Below are 15,971 nucleotides of genomic sequence, written 5' to 3'. Positions count from 1 at the left end.
ATTACTCAAGACTAACCTTAGTCATTATTGGAAAGTGATCTGAATACTCGACATCATAAGTTTTAAAACCATTCACTTTAAAAGCAGGATCGGCAAATATAAAATCGATACGCATTGGAAAAAACTTGAAGTTATAAGACCTTCCAAAACCGTTACCAGCCTCTTTAAAGGTATCTAACATATCTCCTTTTACTTGTTTATACACATAAGAGAAAGCAGTATTATTAAAGTCTCCACAAATAATTGTTTTGTATTTACACTTATTTCTATGCTTTAAAAATAAATCGACTTGAGACTGTTGCATTTTAAATGTTTTCCCAACACCGTTAAATAATTTCTCAGATTCTTTAGTCGTTAGGTTTTCAACTTTTGGATCTATACGTAACGATTGTAAATGTATATTATAGATTCTAATAGTATCTTTAGCCTTTACTATATCTATATAAATAGCATTATTAAAGGTATTAGGAAACTCTACAGATCCAGAATTTATTATTGGATAATTAGAGAAAATCGCTTGTCCGTAGTTCTTCTTTTTACCTAAAAGCTTTTCATATTTATACTTATAAAAAGACAATTTTGTGCTTTCCCGTGGATGGTATTCCTCTAAAGCTAAAATATCTGGTAATTCAGCTTTTATAAAATCGACTAACTTCTCTTCGGTATCGTCATTAGGAATCCATTTATAGAGATTAAATAGTCTCACATTAAAATTCATAATAGAAATGTTGTTTTCGTCCTCTATGGTTTTAGATTCAGAAAACTTATACAAAGAACCAAAAATAGAATATCCAATAGCTAATATAAGTAACGATAATAGCAATTGTTTCTTTATTTTAACTAGCCAATAAACAAAGAACAGAACATTTAATAGTATTAATATTGGCACACCTAAACCCAACACAGACAGCGCTGCAAACGTTTTTGGAGGTAGTAATGGTAAAATATAAGAAAGCAGTAAAACAAATGCCACAACAGAGTTGAAGAAGAACATTATTTTTTCGAAAAACTTTAATTTTCGCATTTACTTTCCGGCTTTAAAGAGATATTCTTTTTCTGCGGCAGAAAGACTTTCATAACCGCTTTTACTAATTTTATCTAAAATAAGATCTATTTTCTTTTGGTTATTAAACTCACTAAACTCACCTTTAGTATAACCACCTACCTTAGATTTATCTTTATAAACTGTTTTAAGGTTTCCTTTTTTACTTGCTTTAAACCAAGTTGTAATTTTATGTACTGTATTACCAAACCAACTCCCAATATCGTTTCCTTTTTCTAATTGCTTAGTATAAATATATCCAAAAACAGCTCCTCCTAAATGAGATAATTCTCCTCCTGCATTTGCATAAGGTATTAAAGCTACAAATGAAATAAGATACAATACTGTAAGCACCCAAAGCTTAAGCTGAAACACACCAAACAAGTTTAATACATAGTTTGGAGATTTAGTAGTTGCACCAACTAAAACTGAAAAAACAGAAGCAGAAGCACCTAGTAATATCGCAGATTCATCTACCAAAGCAGGCAAGAGATTATACGAGACAACAAATACTAAACCACCTACTAATCCACCAACAAAGTAGTAGTTAATAAGTTGTTTTACAGAAAAGAAAGTTAAGAAGATGCGTCCGAAATAATACAAGGCAATCATGTTTCCTAAAAGATGCCAAAAACTAGTATGCATAAAAGCATAAGTAAAAAACGTCCAAGGTTTAAATATAAGTTGATTTAAATCTTCGGGTAACCCCAAATAATCTTGAAATAATAATAAATGTGATTTTGTTGCTAAAAAATAGACGGTATTTAAAAGTGCTACAACAGCAAAAACACCAATGTTTACGAAAATTATTTTTTCGTGAACAGACGCTAAATTATACTTATATTTTAAATCTGAAAGCAAACTCATTAATTAGCTCTATTTTTTTTGATTAGTTGTTTCTTCCAATACCACATCATAATAAATCCTGTAATTGCGCCACCTATGTGTGCCATGTGCCCAACATTTGTAGAACCTACTAATGGTGTTCCTGTTAAAACTGCAGAAACAACATCTCCCGCTACATAAGCCATAACTAAGTATTTAAGCTTAATAGGAATTGGAGGAAACATTAGCATAAACTCTACATTTGGAAACAAATAAGCCGTTGCAACAGCAACACCCATAACTGCACCAGAAGCGCCTAAACTAATTTTGTTAAAATTAGTAACTAAGTTTTTAAAAGAGTTCTCTGTTAATACTGTCTCCCAAGCAGGATAATACTTTCCTTGACTTAGCGTAGACATTATATCTGTTTTGTTGAAACCTGAATTAGTTAATGTGTTTATTGCTAACTCTATTTGTATAAAATCTACCAAAACACTTAAAACTACAGCTCCTAATCCTGCTGAAAAATATAGAATTAAAAACTTATTTTTACCTATCGCTCGTTCTAGCAACGTCCCTATAAAAATAAGTAATAGCATATTAGACAATAAGTGCATAAAGTCCAAATGCATAAAAAGGTGTGTTACTACCTGCCAAATATGGAAATCGTTATTTAACGGATAATACATAACCATCCATTTGTTAAACAAGGTCGTATCTCCAAGCGTAATTGATGCTACAAAAAATATAACATTAATAATTACAATATGCTTTATTACTTCTGTTAACTTAATCATTATACAAACTTTTTATCCAACTCGTCTACTGTCATCGTTACAAACGTAGTTCTATTAGTTGGTGAAACGTTAGGTTCCTTACATGCAAAAAGTGAATTCACTAAGTGCTCTTGTTCCATTATTGTTAAGCTTTGTCCTGTTTTTATAGCCAAACTTTTAGCTAAAGATTTAGCTAGTAAATCTGTTGGACTAAAGTTACTATCTGGCACTTCATTTTCTACATCATTAATAAGCTGTTCTAAAATAATAGACACTTCACTTTCAGGAACACTTACTGGAACTCCCGAAATTTCTACCAGCTCTTCTTTTATGGTTTGAAAAATAAAACCTGTATGTTCTAAATCTGTTTTTAATTGATTTATAATATTAATTTCTTGTGGTGAAAAATGAAGCTGCAGCGGAAACAATAATTGCTGACTCATTGCCTCTTTAATCGTCATGTTCTTTAAGAAATCTTCATATAATACACGTTGGTGCGCACGATGCTGATCTATCAATAACATACCAGATTTTATAGTACTTACAATATATTTATTATGAAATTGATAGGTACTTTGCTTCTTCTCTACTTGGTTATCATTATCGAAAATCGACTCATTTTTTGTCGCACTTTCAAATTCAACCTCGCTAAAATCTTGTTGTGTTTGTGTTCCTTTAGATTCTAGACCTACATACAAACTTTCCCAATTAGCACTTGGTGTTTTTTTATAAGAACTACTACTTGAAGTTCCGCTATTACTAAATTGTTTTTCCTCTCTAAACGGATTAAAGCTTCTATCAATTTCTACAGAAGGCTCTCCTTTTTGTTGGTAGCTGTAAGGTGTATCTAAATTTGCATCGCGATCAAAATCTAAAACTGGAGCAATATTAAACTGTCCTAAACTGTGTTTTACTGCCGAACGTAAAATGGCATATAGTGTATGCTCATCGTCAAACTTAATTTCCGTTTTTGTAGGATGAATATTTATATCTATAGTTTGTGGATTCACCGTTAAATTTAAAAAGTAACTTGCATGAGCTCCATCTTTTAAAAGTCCTTCGAAAGCAGAACCTATTGCATGATTTAAGTATGCACTTTTAATAAATCTATCGTTTACAAAGAAAAATTGTTCTCCTCTAGTCTTTTTAGCAAACTCTGGTTTACCTACAAAACCCGATATTTTAAGTACTTCGGTATCTTCGTCTACAGGAACTAATTTTTCGTTTGTTTTAGTTCCGAAAATATTTACAATACGTTGTCTATAATTACTATCTGGAAGATTAAACGTTTCACTACCATTATGAAACATTACAAATCCAATATTAGGATGCGCTAATGCTACACGATGAAACTCGTCTACAATATGACGTGTTTCAACGGTATTAGATTTTAAAAAATTACGTCTTGCAGGAATGTTATAAAACAGATTTTTAACAGAAATAGAAGTTCCTTTTGGTGTTACCACAACCTCTTGACTGTTAACGGTACTACCTTCTATTTCTATGCAAGTACCAACATCTTCGTGTTCTTGCTTTGTTTTTAATTCTACATGTGCAATCGCAGCAATACTTGCTAATGCTTCACCTCTAAAACCTTTAGTATTTAGCAAAAAAAGATCGTCTGCTGTTCTAATTTTAGATGTTGCATGACGTTCGAAACTTAATCTCGCATCTGTAACGCTCATACCTTTACCGTTATCGATAACTTGTACAAGTGTTTTTCCTGCGTCTTTAATAATAAGTTTTATTGTGGTTGCTCCAGCATCAATAGCATTTTCTAGCAATTCTTTAACAACAGAAGCTGGCCTTTGTACAACTTCTCCTGCGGCTATTTGGTTTGCAACATGATCTGGTAATAATTGAATGATATCTGCCATTTACAGCTTAAAAAAATATAGTGAGATCGAAATCGATTATAAAAAGAAAAATTAAAGCTAAAACGGAAACAATAATTAACACACGCCTGTTAACTGCTTTATCTGGTGAATTTTGATATTCATCTACAGCTTTTAACATTCGTTTTTTAAGACCTCCAGAAGCTTCTAATGTCGAGCGTTCAGAATCAAATTTACCTTTCATAGCAAACGGACTTCCATCACCTTTGTAAAAACGAGGCTTATAATTATAACGCTTATTTTGTTTTAGTTTAAGTCCCATAACAATTATAGTTTATTTTCAAGATAATATATAACTGCAATAATAATGCCCAATAACAAAAGTAGTAATGGTAAACCAATTTTTCGCTTACCTGCTCCTGTTTTTCTAGTGCGCTTCCACTCTGAAGTCATCTCTCGCTTAGCATCAAAATTCGTTTTAGCATCCTTGATTTCGTCTTTAGAAAACCTAGAATTATAATTAAACGTTTTGTTTTTTCTATTATTAAACACAGTGTTATTTTATACTATTGAAATACACTCAAAAGTACTGAAAATACAGAAGAATTTATATAATGAAATGCTAAATTTGTTAACAGATACTTGCCAAAAGCAAAATAAAAAGATTGATTACTTGTTAAGTCTATATTGAAAACGAAGAACTTTTACATTCAATTTTTAATATAAAACACAAAAATATTACTGAGATTCATTTAGTTATCACAAAAGTTTATTCCTAAAGAAAAGACAGTTTTTATACTTCCTTAAACTGTAAAAAAAATTGAATTCTGCTTAAAATCTAATAGATTAACAACAGAATACAAACTTACTTAAGACAAATACTATAACTTACTAATAACTGCCATTTTAATAGCAGCTACTGCAGCTTCTGTACCTTTATTTCCATGAATTCCACCAGAGCGCTCAATACCTTGTTGCTCGTTATTATCTGTTAATACACAGAAAATTACTGGCACATCGTGCAGTATATTTAAGTCTTTTATACCTTGAGAAACACCTTCACAAACAAAATCGAAATGCTTAGTTTCACCTTGAATTACACTTCCTATTGCAATAACAGCATCTACATTTTGTTGCTGCATTTTTTTAGAACCGTATATTAACTCAAAGCTTCCAGGAACGTTCCAACGTGTTATGTTTTCAGGCAATACGTTATGCTCGATTAGAGTTTCATAGGCGCCTTTATACAAACCTTCTGTTATATTGTCATTCCATTCTGAAACAACAATCCCAAACCGAAAGTCTTTCGCGTTTGGGATTGATGCTTTATCGTATTCCGATAAATTATTATTTAATGTTGCCATGTTTATTTTCCGCTATAGCGATAAATTATTTGTTTGACATTGCTTGTGCTTTTCCAATAAACACCTCAACTGAAGCAGCTTCAGGTGCATTAGGATAAGTATCTTTAATTGTATTGAAATAACCTAAAGCTTCAGAAGCTTTTCCTAAATTTAAAGCAGTAATTCCAGCTTTGTAAAAGTATGTAGGTGCAGTTAATTCGTTATTTCTCATTTTTGCAGCTTGTAAGTAATACTTTAAAGCTTGTTCTGGTTGCTCTAATTGCATAAAAGCATCACCAATAGATCCTTTTGCCATAGGTCCAGCTGCTTGATCTTCACTTTCAAATTTATCTAAATGCGTAATTGCATTTTTATAATCTTTTAAGTTTAAGTAAGCCATACCAGCGTAATAGTTTGCTAAATTAGAAGCAGGTGTTCCACTGTATTCTTTAATAACATCTAACATACCATATTTACCTTCGCTACCTTTAAGTGCTACATTGTAAAGAGAATCGCTAGAAATACCATTTGCAGCATCGTTAAATTGCTTTTGTGCGTGGTACATTTCGTTCATTCCATCTTCATTCGCTGGTTCTTGAACTAATTTAGTGTAAGCTAAATAACTTAAAACTAAAGCTGCTACAACTCCAATAATAATGAAAATGTATTTTTGATTAGCAGCAACAAAGTCTTCTGTTTTTGAAGCTGTCTCATCTAAGGCATCAAATACTTCCGCAGTTGTTGAGTTTTCTCCCAAGTCTTGCTCGATAACTTCTTGTTCTTTTTCCGTTTTTGGTTTGTAACCTCTTTTCTTATAAGTTGCCATGTATATTTTTATTTATGCCTCGCAAAAATAAAATATTTCTTCATATATAAAAGCTTATTTATTTGTTATTTTGCAAGCCACATATATTTGTAAAAATAACAGCTACATCATTTGTGAAAATAGTCTATGATTTTAAAATCACTTTCCTTAGTAAATTACAAAAATTTCGAGAGCAAATCTCTAATTTTTAACGACACCATAAATTGTCTTGTTGGCAACAATGGCGTAGGTAAAACAAATATTTTAGATGCTATTTACCACCTCTCTTTTGGTAAGAGTTATTTTAATCCTGTAGCCTCGCAAAACATTAAACATGACGAAGAATTCTTTGTTGTAAATGGCGATTATAATAAGGAAAATAAATCTGAAAAGATTGTAGTTAGCCTAAAACGCGGTCAAAAAAAGGTTATTAAACGTAACGGAAAGGCTTATAATAAGTTTAGCGAGCATATTGGATTCTTACCTTTGGTTATAATTTCGCCTGCCGATAGAGATTTAATTACAGAAGGAAGCGATACCCGAAGAAAATTTATAGATAGCGTTATTTCGCAAAGCGACAAAACCTATTTAGACGATTTAATTAAATACAATAAAACACTTGCGCAACGTAACAGTCTGTTAAAATATTTTGCGCTTAACAACACTTTCAACAAAGACACTCTAGAAGTTTACAATAGCCAATTAACAGATTTTGGTACTAGTGTTTTTAATAAAAGAAATACTTTTTTAGAAACCTTTATCCCTATTTTCAAGGCTAGATATAAAGCCATTAGTAATGGTAACGAAGTTGTAGATTTAGTTTATAAAAGTGATTTGTTTGAAACAGATTTAAACACATTACTTATGCAAGTTATTAATAAAGATAAAATGGTGCAGTATACTAGTGTTGGTGTACACAAAGACGATTTAATCTTTAATATAGATAGCCATCCTATTAAGAAGTTTGGTAGTCAAGGACAGCAAAAATCGTTTTTAATTGCGTTGAAATTAGCACAGTTCGATTTTATAAAACAACAAAGTGGTTTTAATCCTATTTTGTTGTTAGATGATATTTTCGATAAGTTAGATGAAGAACGTGTAACACAAATAATAAAATTGGTGGACGATGAAAACTTCGGACAGTTATTTATTAGCGATACACATGCTGAAAGAACAGAAAAAGCCGTAAAACAAGTACATCAATCTTATGAGATTTTTAAGTTGTAGTATCATTGCGAGAAGTGACGCAGGAACGACGTGGCAATCTTTTAATTATATAAAATTCACACTATGAAGAAAAATATTTTTGTTTTATTAGTATCTATTATCGTTTTTAGTTGCTCTAACAACCCAGAAGACTCAATGAAACACCTTGATGGTTATTGGGAAATTGAAAGTGTATCATTATCTAATGGCACAAAAAAGGACTATAATGTAAACCAAACGGTAGATTATATTTCTATTGGTGATGATTTAAAAGGTTTTAGAAAAAAAATGAATCCTCGTTTTGATGGTAAATATGAAACATCAAAGGATGCTGAAATTCTAGAACTAAAAATAGAAAACGATAGTTTAAATTTATATTATTCTACAGAATTTTCTAAATGGAAAGAAACCGTTTTAATGGCAAATAAAAGTCAGTTAAAAATTATCAACCAAAAGAACGATGTATATTTATACAAACGTTTTGTTCCTATTACAGTAAATTAATAAAAAACTTCGGCACTTAAAAATTGTGACAATTAAGCATGGCAAAAAGAAACAATAGTATTTTAAACATTCAAGACGCACTACAAGATTTTGTAGAAAGTAATAAACTAGAAAAAGGACTCGATAAAGTTAATGTTCGTGATGCCTGGACAAATTTAATGGGTAATGGTGTAAATAACTACACAACTTCTGTAGATATAAAAAACGAAACACTTTATGTGCAATTAAGCTCTAGTGCTTTAAGAGAAGAATTAAGCTACGGAAAAGATAAAATTGTTAAAATGCTAAATGAAGAGTTAGGGAAAGATTTAATAAAAAAGATAGTATTAAGGTAGTTTTACAATAAAAAAGCTACCATTAAATAGACTTATATTCTCTTTTAGTTTTAATATAAAAAATATTAAAACTTGAAAAACAAATAAAGCTTTATTTAGTTTTATCTGCAATATTAAAGAGCTTGCAAGTACAAACATGTAACACTAATCTTAAAACTGACGCAGTATCAATCTGTAATTAAGAGAGATACATCAATATTATTAAATTGTAATCAAAAAAATAAAAGCAGATTCTTTAATAAAAATATTATATTTGTTACTTATTATAAATTTAATATTTTTTAAAATGGCTCAAGGCACAGTAAAATTTTTCAATGATTCTAAAGGATTCGGTTTTATAACTGAAGAAGGATCAGACAACGACCATTTCGTACACATTTCTGGATTAATCGACGAAGTTCGTGAAGGAGACGTAGTAGAATTTGACCTTCAAGAAGGTAAAAAAGGTATGAACGCAGTAAACGTAAAAGTAGTATAATTATATATTCAATTTACTTTATTACAAGTTAAAGCTCACTGTTAGTGAGCTTTTTTTGTTTTAATACTATTACTTCAACAACAAAAAAAAAGCGCAACCAATGGTTGCGCTTTTTTACTTTATATTACTTCTTTTTATTGCTTCATTAATTTAATAACACTCTTAGTTTCTTGAGAAACAACGGTCATAAAATACAATCCTGAAGCAGCGTTCGATAAGTCGATTGCTTTAGTTTCGTTCATATTAGACAAATCTACCGTTTTAATAAAACGACCGTTAATATCATGAATTTCGGCTTTCACTAAATTTATTTGTCCTGTTTTCTTTAAGTTAAAAGTTCCGTTTGATGGATTAGGATACACTTTAACAAAGTTACTTATTGCATCAAACTCTGAAACTGATAATGAATAATCACAGTTATAAACCGTTAGTTCGTCTAAAAACCAACCTTCACGACCATTACATCCGTCTGTTCCTAAATCGAATCTAAAACTTACCATACTATTTGCAGTTACACCTAAAGACGATAAATCGATAACACTCATTCCCCAACTTCCTTTATTAGAACCAGGATCTGTACCTGTGAAAGCAGCTTGACCTGCCATAGGATTATCACTTCCTGCGCCTGCTGTTTCTAATAATCCATTATAACCATTATTAATAAATGCAGCAGTAGGTAAATTAGACCAAGCTCCTGAGTCTATTTTATATTTAATGTTTCCGCCATCCCAGTTAAGTTCTGTTCCAACATAATGATTAAAAGCCATTTCAAAAGTACCTATTGTAATATTTGGCATTGTAATTTCGGGACTTACCAATCTCATGATTCCATTTTGAAAATCTGTAGCACAATCTCCTCCATAGGTATCACCTATAGGCGCGTTTACAGCATAAATACCAGTTCCTACTCTCCCATTTGGAAGTGTTGCTTCTAATTGCCAATCTCTTGCTGTCCAAGTTACAGTCGATGCAACTTGCTCAACAGTCCAACCTGTCATTCCTGTTTCCCAATCCTCGAAAAAGATTGGATTATTTATTCCAGAATCGCAAATTGCAGGAGCATCTCCAATAATAGGTGTAAAACCACATTGTATCGGCTCTATACGTAATTCGACTGCTAATACGGCACTTACAACTTGTTGCACATCGAAAGCTGTAATTATCTCTCCTGAAGGTCCTGCCGTAGCAGCAGTTGTAGATAAACCTTCAAGGTTAGTGCCTATTAAATCGTTAGCAGAAGCTTCTAAAGCATTTGCTAAGTCTGTAAAATTACTTGTTCCTGTTAAATATTGGCTCTGTGCTCTCCAAAATATATGAGCCGCTTTTGTAAAACCAATACCAGTAATTACTTGTCCGTTATAACTCCCTCCATCAACCAATAAAGCATAAGCATGATTTGGAACACTTGAATTTATATGTACACCTCCGGAATCTCCATCACTACACCAATACTGTCCATCTGTAACTTTCCCTGGATGCCCATTACAATTAGGATTCCAAAGATCACGAATTGGAGCACTAAAAAATGTAGCATCCTCACCCATTCTCCATCTGTCTGAACTATTACAACCACTTCTTAAAGAAAAGTCTTCTCCAGCATCTTCGTAATTATTAATTAAATCTATGGTTTCTCCCCAAATATCTGAGTACGACTCATTAATAGCTCCAGATTGCCAAGCGTAAATTAAACTACTCGTATATTCTGTATAGGCGTGTCCCCATTCGTGAGCAATAACATCGTCTGCAGCAGTTCCGTCTCTATAATTTGTAGTCGTACCATTCCAACTTGCATTTGCTACATTGGGATTGTTATTTATGGTTAGCATTTTTCCGCCTGCACCATCAAAAGATTCGAAACCAAAAGTGTTATTAAAAAAATGATACATATGTGCCGAAGTTTCTACCTCATTTTTTTGCCATATTGTTAAGGCTCCAGGAAAAGGATCTCCTTCTTCCCAAACTGTATTTGATAAATCATTTTCAAAAACCTCGCGATCTAAAGCATGTGCAATACCTGTAAACTGTTCCACAATACTTCCATTGTGTGCGTTTACAAATACAAACTCTCTTACATCGTTGTTGTTTCTTACTTCTATTTCATAAACCAGATAATTAGCACCTTTAAAACCTTGTCCTAATCCTTTTTGAAAAACATACAACTTACTTTGGTGTGCTACTAGCACATCACCAGAATTATTAATACCTTGATTTTCTATAGTTTGAATAGCAATTGTATTTGCTTCTGTTTTAGATAAACTAGCAACTGCATTCAATTTAATATCTGTAATATAATTACCGTTTATAGCCGTTAAATTGTTTTCAATATTGAAATGAAATAATAATTTCCCATCATAAATAGGTACTCCATTATATTGCTGACTGAAAACAACACGTTTAAGCCCTAAATTATCCACTTGTTCTGCTTCTAATTTAAAAATACCGTTAACATTTTTAATATTGTAAATAGATTTGTTTTCATTTAAAAAACTGAGTGCCTTTTCTACAAGCGAATTGCCATTCAGTTTTAAAGGATTATCATTCGAGAATTTAATAAACTTAGGGACATTAGAATCTTTGTTAATAGTAACAAAGGCATTCGTTTTTTGTTTGAAATTTTCAATAGCTCTTTCTGTAGTTTGCGCTTGAGAAAAAGCTGAAAACAAAAAGCAAACTAAGAGTAGACTTTTAATAATTTTCATAGATTTTTTTTTAGTCTTGCTAAATTACTTGATTATCAGGTACAAAAAAAGCCCAACTCGTTAAAGTTGGGCTTAAATATGTGTTTTTTACCGTTTAAAAGTCTTAAAACATCTCTCTTCCTGAGAAATGAAAAGCACCTTCAATTGCAGCATTTTCATCACTATCACTTCCGTGTACAGCATTCTCTCCTATTGAAGCAGCATATAGTTTACGAATAGTACCTTCTGCAGCATCTGCTGGATTTGTAGCACCAATTAAAGTTCTAAAATCATCAACAGCGTTATCTTTTTCTAAGATGGCAGCTACTATAGGACCACGTGTCATGTACTCAACTAATTCACCAAAGAAAGGTCTTTCGTTATGTACTGCGTAAAATGCTTCAGCATCAGCTGTAGTCATTTGCGTTAATTTCATTGCTACGATTCTAAAACCAGAAGCATTAATTTTTTCTAAGATTGCTCCAATATTTCCTTTTTCAACAGAATCAGGCTTAAGCATTGTAAATGTTCTATTTGTTGCCATTTTAATTTTTTATAAATTTGGTGCAAAAGTAGTACAATTCTATTTATAAACAATAATATTCAATATTAAAAAATTGTATCTTCGCAACCTATGACTATACAAGATATTTTAGAGATAAAAGCACTCTTATCGACACCAAAAAAAATAGCAATTATACCGCATAAAAACCCAGATGGAGATGCAATTGGCTCTACATTAGGCTTATTACATTATTTATTACAACTTAATCACGATGCTAAAATTATTGCTCCTAACGATTTTCCTGATTTTTTAAAATGGCTACCAGGTGTAGAAACTATTAAAAATCATGAAATCGAAAAAGAAGAAACAGAAGCTTTAATAAACGATGCAGATGTTGTTTTTACTTTAGATTTTAATGCTTTTCACCGTACTGGTAATATGGAAACTGTTTTAGCTAATAGTAATGCTTTAAAAATAATGATTGACCATCACCAGCAACCAGACGACTACGCAAAATATATGTTTAGCGATGTGTCTATGAGTTCTACTTGTGAAATGGTATATCATTTTTTAGATAAACTTGATGCTTTAAACAAAATCAATACACAAATAGCAACTTGCCTTTATGTTGGAATAATGACAGATACAGGATCGTTTAGATTCCGTTCTACAACAAGTACAACACATAGAATTATTGCTAACTTAATAGACAAAGGTGCAGATAACACTGCAATACATAATAATGTTTACGATACTAATAGCTACAACCGTTTACAATTATTAGGTTGTGCTTTAAGTAATTTAAAAGTATTGCCAGAGCATAAAGCTGCATATATTACGTTATCTCAAAAAGAGTTACGCGATTTAGATTATAAAAAAGGAGATACAGAAGGTTTTGTTAACTATGCTTTATCTCTTAACGATACTGTTTTGGCAGCCATTTTTATTGAAGATAAAAAACAAGGTATTATTAAAATATCTTTACGCTCTAAAGGTAACTTTTCTGTTAACGAGTTGTCTCGTGCTCATTTTGAAGGTGGAGGTCACACAAACGCTGCTGGTGGCAAAAGTGACACTTCTTTAGAAGAGACCGTTGAAAAATTTATTAGTATATTACCAACTTATAGTAAAGCCCTTAACAATGAATAAATTTATAGTTCTACTCTTTGCTTTTACCTGTGTATTTGCTTGTAAATCACCAGAAGCAAGAAAACCAGAAACTGTAAAAACGGGTTCTTTTATTGAAGAATCTGCTATACGCAACAAAAAACTTTACGAAGCTGAGGAAAAAGCAATAGAAACTTATATTAAAGCACAAACTAATGAGGAATTTAAAGCTTCAGAATTTGGCTTTTGGTTTTCTCAAGACTCTTTGGTTAGTGTTAATAATTCTAAATTACCAGAATTTAGCGATATCGTTAATTTCGACTATTCTATTTCTACTTTAAACGGACAAGTTATATATTCGGCTTCAGAATTAAAAAACAGAAACTATGCAATGGACCAAGAAGAACTTTTTACTGGTTTACGCGAAGGTTTAAAACTAATGAAAGCGGGAGAAACATATACCTTTATATTTCCATCTCAAAAAGCATATGGTTATTATGGAGACGAAAACAAGATTGGTAGAAACACACCTATAATTAGCCAAGTAACAGTAAACTCAATTACAAAAAAACAATAATTACTAAAAATGAAGAACATTAAACACACTATGAAATTTTTAAGCCTTGTCTTATTGGCATTGGTAAGCATGAGTGCATCTTCTTGCCAGGACAAAAATCAATATCCAGATTTAGAAGATGGATTGTATGCACAAATTGAAACTACTAAAGGTACAATGGTTGCCAAATTATTTTACAAAAAAGCACCAGTAACTGTTGCCAATTTTGTTGGTTTAGCAGAAGGAACACACCCAAGTTTAAAAGGCGACTTAAAAGGAAAACCTTTTTACGATGGTATTATTTTTCACCGTGTTATGGATAAATTCATGATTCAAGGTGGAGATCCAACAGGAAGAGGAACTGGAAGCGCAGGATTTAAATTCTACAGCGAATTCGATACTACTTTAAGCCACGACAAACCAGGAATTCTATCTATGGCTAACTCTGGAGGTTTAAACACAAACGGTTCTCAATTTTTTATTACCGAAGTACCTTTTAAAAGGTTAGATGCTTTTACTGCAGACGGTAGTTTAAAAAACTGTAATGCTGGCGGTACAAGTTGTCACCCAGTATTTGGAGAATTAGTAAAAGGTTTAGAAGTACAAGATTCTATTTCTAACGTTGCCGTTTCTAAAGACAGAAGTACTCTTAACAAACCTTTAGAAGATGTTGTAATAAACAAAGTAACAATCATTCGTAAAGGAAAAGACGCTAAAGCTTTCGATGCGCCTAAAGTATTTACAGAGTTAGAACCACTTTTACCTCAACGTTTAGAAGATATGCAAAAGAAGGAAGTTGAATTAGCTAAAGAAAAATCTAAAGCTGCTGCCGAAGACTTTAAAAAAGCTAATGCAGAATTAGCTGGAGACATTTTTGAGTCTCCAACTGGAATGGTAATGATACTTAACAAAACTGCTAATGGTGTAAAACCAAATAGTACAGATAAAGTATTAATTAAAACAAGTGGTTACTTTATGAATGGTAACTTACTTTACACAACCGATGTTGAAGTTGCTAAAAAATTAAACCAATACGATGAGCAACAAGAAAAAGGTGGTGCTTACAATTCTTTTCCTATGATTTATAACGAATCTGCAGGTTTAGTTGCAGGTTTTAGAGAAGCAATGCTAAGAATGAATGTTGGAGATAAAGCACGAGTTTACGTACCTAGTTATTTAGGCTATGGAGCAAGCGGACGCCCACCAAGAGTTCCTGGAAACACAGATTTATATTTTGATATCGAAATAGAAGGTATTGCTAAATAATACTTAACATATCTAATAAAAAAGCCTTTCAATTAATTTTGAGAGGCTTTTTTTATGTTTTTAATTATCTCTTTAAAAGCAAGTAACCACTACTACTCTTTTAAATATTTTAGTAAAGCAAGTAACCTAAAAAAAAAGTAATAAAACCATTTATTTCTCAAACTTGAAATTGCAAAAAAATACTCTAACTTCGTATAACTTGATTAAAACACTATGCCAAAAGAATTAAAATTAGAAATTGAGCCGCACAATTTCAACACATTTATTCTAAAATCAATTTTATCTATTTTATTAATTCTCTTTTTAGCATTTATTCTCTTTGTATTTGTAACACCAAATTTGAATGACAATTACACGCTAACTATAAAAATAATTACAGTTTTATTTACCTTAATTCTAGTGTCACAATTTATTTTTAGTCCTACAATATATCTGTATTCGATATGTATTTCAGAAACAATAACAGAACTAAAATGGCAGAAAAACGGAAAACATAAATACCAACAATTTACTAACGCGAAAATTACAACAGAAGTAATTCCAAATGGTAAAAACAATCCTTACCTAAAACTAGAAATTAACGACAAGGATTCTCAATTAATACTAAAACAGCACACAATTGGAGAGTGGACTTTTAGTAGACTTAAGAAAACTGAAAATGACATAGAAAAATACTATGCACAAAACCGTTCTAAAAATTGAAACAATTT

18 protein-coding genes are annotated in these 15,971 nt (G+C 31.5%); 8 read left to right on the top strand and 10 right to left on the bottom strand.

All coding sequences use genetic code 11. The features are described 5' to 3' along the window. Position 1 precedes the first annotated feature (1 nt). The 8 genes from ASC41_RS14990 to ASC41_RS14955 form a co-directional block, all read right to left on the bottom strand. A complete protein-coding gene (locus ASC41_RS14990) occupies positions 2-1,024 on the bottom strand; it encodes an endonuclease/exonuclease/phosphatase family protein (RefSeq protein ID WP_055437475.1) in 1,023 nt (340 codons plus the stop codon). Beyond that, on the bottom strand, positions 1,025-1,909 hold the full coding sequence (locus ASC41_RS14985) for a rhomboid family protein (RefSeq protein ID WP_055437474.1): 885 nt from the start codon (positions 1,907-1,909) through the stop codon (positions 1,025-1,027). It abuts the gene before it with no gap. Then, positions 1,909-2,664 (bottom strand): rhomboid family intramembrane serine protease, encoded by a 756-nt coding sequence (locus tag ASC41_RS14980; protein ID WP_055437473.1) that lies wholly within the window; start codon positions 2,662-2,664, stop codon positions 1,909-1,911. Before ASC41_RS14980 ends, ASC41_RS14985 begins: the two co-directional genes overlap by 1 nt. Beyond that, entirely contained in the window at positions 2,664-4,520 is a 1,857-nt protein-coding gene (gene mutL, locus ASC41_RS14975) for a DNA mismatch repair endonuclease MutL (protein WP_055437472.1), read from the bottom strand. Before mutL ends, ASC41_RS14980 begins: the two co-directional genes overlap by 1 nt. A gap of 7 nt (positions 4,521-4,527) precedes the next feature. Continuing rightward, positions 4,528-4,800, bottom strand: coding sequence for a hypothetical protein (locus ASC41_RS14970; protein ID WP_055437471.1), 273 nt, complete (start codon positions 4,798-4,800; stop codon positions 4,528-4,530). Between the two features lie 5 nt (positions 4,801-4,805). Beyond that, complete coding sequence (locus ASC41_RS14965; protein WP_055437470.1) at positions 4,806-5,030, bottom strand: hypothetical protein; 225 nt, start codon at positions 5,028-5,030, stop codon at positions 4,806-4,808. 329 nt (positions 5,031-5,359) lie between these two features. After that, positions 5,360-5,842, bottom strand: coding sequence for a 6,7-dimethyl-8-ribityllumazine synthase (ribH, locus tag ASC41_RS14960; RefSeq protein WP_055437469.1), 483 nt, complete (start codon positions 5,840-5,842; stop codon positions 5,360-5,362). Between the two features lie 25 nt (positions 5,843-5,867). After that, entirely contained in the window at positions 5,868-6,647 is a 780-nt protein-coding gene (locus tag ASC41_RS14955; protein WP_055437468.1) for a tetratricopeptide repeat protein, read from the bottom strand. Between the two features lie 126 nt (positions 6,648-6,773). On the opposite strand from ASC41_RS14955, the gene recF reads away from it, so the two are divergent. From recF to ASC41_RS14935, 4 genes are all read left to right on the top strand, one after another. Continuing rightward, a complete protein-coding gene (gene recF / locus ASC41_RS14950) occupies positions 6,774-7,853 on the top strand; it encodes a DNA replication/repair protein RecF (RefSeq protein ID WP_055437467.1) in 1,080 nt (359 codons plus the stop codon). A 63-nt stretch (positions 7,854-7,916) separates the two neighbouring features. Then, entirely contained in the window at positions 7,917-8,336 is a 420-nt protein-coding gene (locus ASC41_RS14945; protein WP_055437466.1) for a hypothetical protein, read from the top strand. Between the two features lie 38 nt (positions 8,337-8,374). Continuing rightward, a complete protein-coding gene (locus ASC41_RS14940; protein ID WP_055437465.1) occupies positions 8,375-8,671 on the top strand; it encodes a DciA family protein in 297 nt (98 codons plus the stop codon). 286 nt (positions 8,672-8,957) lie between these two features. Continuing rightward, positions 8,958-9,149 carry a cold-shock protein gene (locus ASC41_RS14935; RefSeq protein WP_055437464.1) on the top strand — a complete coding sequence of 64 codons (192 nt, stop codon included), beginning with the start codon at positions 8,958-8,960 and terminating at the stop codon, positions 9,147-9,149. 134 nt (positions 9,150-9,283) lie between these two features. Here the strand turns inward: ASC41_RS14935 and ASC41_RS14930 are convergent, their stop codons facing one another. Both ASC41_RS14930 and ASC41_RS14925 read right to left on the bottom strand, forming a co-directional pair. Next, positions 9,284-11,848, bottom strand: a complete 2,565-nt coding sequence (locus ASC41_RS14930) for a M4 family metallopeptidase (protein WP_055437463.1) — start codon at positions 11,846-11,848, stop codon at positions 9,284-9,286. 103 nt (positions 11,849-11,951) lie between these two features. Continuing rightward, on the bottom strand, positions 11,952-12,371 hold the full coding sequence (locus ASC41_RS14925; protein ID WP_055437462.1) for a nucleoside-diphosphate kinase: 420 nt from the start codon (positions 12,369-12,371) through the stop codon (positions 11,952-11,954). A 90-nt stretch (positions 12,372-12,461) separates the two neighbouring features. On the opposite strand from ASC41_RS14925, the gene ASC41_RS14920 reads away from it, so the two are divergent. The 4 genes from ASC41_RS14920 (at position 12,462) to ASC41_RS14905 (ending at position 15,963) form a co-directional block, all read left to right on the top strand. Next, positions 12,462-13,481, top strand: coding sequence for a DHH family phosphoesterase (locus ASC41_RS14920; protein WP_055437461.1), 1,020 nt, complete (start codon positions 12,462-12,464; stop codon positions 13,479-13,481). After that, positions 13,474-14,016, top strand: coding sequence for a gliding motility-associated peptidyl-prolyl isomerase GldI (gene gldI / locus ASC41_RS14915; RefSeq protein ID WP_055437460.1), 543 nt, complete (start codon positions 13,474-13,476; stop codon positions 14,014-14,016). Before ASC41_RS14920 ends, gldI begins: the two co-directional genes overlap by 8 nt. A 9-nt stretch (positions 14,017-14,025) precedes the next feature. Further along, the gene (locus ASC41_RS14910) at positions 14,026-15,261 is read left to right on the top strand and encodes a peptidylprolyl isomerase (protein ID WP_083477230.1); all 1,236 of its coding nucleotides are present in this window, start codon (positions 14,026-14,028) and stop codon (positions 15,259-15,261) included. Positions 15,262-15,474: 213 nt separating this feature from the next. After that, positions 15,475-15,963 carry a hypothetical protein gene (locus tag ASC41_RS14905; RefSeq protein ID WP_055437459.1) on the top strand — a complete coding sequence of 163 codons (489 nt, stop codon included), beginning with the start codon at positions 15,475-15,477 and terminating at the stop codon, positions 15,961-15,963. Positions 15,964-15,971: the final 8 nt, after the last annotated feature.

Origin of the sequence: Lacinutrix algicola (assembly GCF_001418085.1) — a bacterium.
Taxonomy (GTDB): Bacteria; Bacteroidota; Bacteroidia; order Flavobacteriales; family Flavobacteriaceae; genus Lacinutrix; species Lacinutrix algicola.
The sequence above is the reverse complement of the archived record's forward strand: the minus strand, read 5'-3'. Positions and strand labels throughout refer to the sequence as shown.

Bases quoted from the DNA above. Each gene is read 5' to 3' on its own strand.
- ASC41_RS14990 (WP_055437475.1), bottom strand. From the start codon at position 1,024: ATGCGAAAATTAAAGTTTTTCGAAAAAATAATGTTCTTCTTCAACTCT.
- ASC41_RS14985 (WP_055437474.1), bottom strand. From the start codon at position 1,909: ATGAGTTTGCTTTCAGATTTAAAATATAAGTATAATTTAGCGTCTGTT.
- ASC41_RS14980 (WP_055437473.1), bottom strand. From the start codon at position 2,664: ATGATTAAGTTAACAGAAGTAATAAAGCATATTGTAATTATTAATGTT.
- mutL (WP_055437472.1), bottom strand. From the start codon at position 4,520: ATGGCAGATATCATTCAATTATTACCAGATCATGTTGCAAACCAAATA.
- ASC41_RS14970 (WP_055437471.1), bottom strand. From the start codon at position 4,800: ATGGGACTTAAACTAAAACAAAATAAGCGTTATAATTATAAGCCTCGT.
- ribH (WP_055437469.1), bottom strand. From the start codon at position 5,842: ATGGCAACATTAAATAATAATTTATCGGAATACGATAAAGCATCAATC.
- ASC41_RS14955 (WP_055437468.1), bottom strand. From the start codon at position 6,647: ATGGCAACTTATAAGAAAAGAGGTTACAAACCAAAAACGGAAAAAGAA.
- recF (WP_055437467.1), top strand. From the start codon at position 6,774: ATGATTTTAAAATCACTTTCCTTAGTAAATTACAAAAATTTCGAGAGC.
- ASC41_RS14945 (WP_055437466.1), top strand. From the start codon at position 7,917: ATGAAGAAAAATATTTTTGTTTTATTAGTATCTATTATCGTTTTTAGT.
- ASC41_RS14940 (WP_055437465.1), top strand. From the start codon at position 8,375: ATGGCAAAAAGAAACAATAGTATTTTAAACATTCAAGACGCACTACAA.
- ASC41_RS14935 (WP_055437464.1), top strand. From the start codon at position 8,958: ATGGCTCAAGGCACAGTAAAATTTTTCAATGATTCTAAAGGATTCGGT.
- ASC41_RS14930 (WP_055437463.1), bottom strand. From the start codon at position 11,848: ATGAAAATTATTAAAAGTCTACTCTTAGTTTGCTTTTTGTTTTCAGCT.
- ASC41_RS14925 (WP_055437462.1), bottom strand. From the start codon at position 12,371: ATGGCAACAAATAGAACATTTACAATGCTTAAGCCTGATTCTGTTGAA.
- ASC41_RS14920 (WP_055437461.1), top strand. From the start codon at position 12,462: ATGACTATACAAGATATTTTAGAGATAAAAGCACTCTTATCGACACCA.
- gldI (WP_055437460.1), top strand. From the start codon at position 13,474: ATGAATAAATTTATAGTTCTACTCTTTGCTTTTACCTGTGTATTTGCT.
- ASC41_RS14910 (WP_083477230.1), top strand. From the start codon at position 14,026: ATGAAGAACATTAAACACACTATGAAATTTTTAAGCCTTGTCTTATTG.
- ASC41_RS14905 (WP_055437459.1), top strand. From the start codon at position 15,475: ATGCCAAAAGAATTAAAATTAGAAATTGAGCCGCACAATTTCAACACA.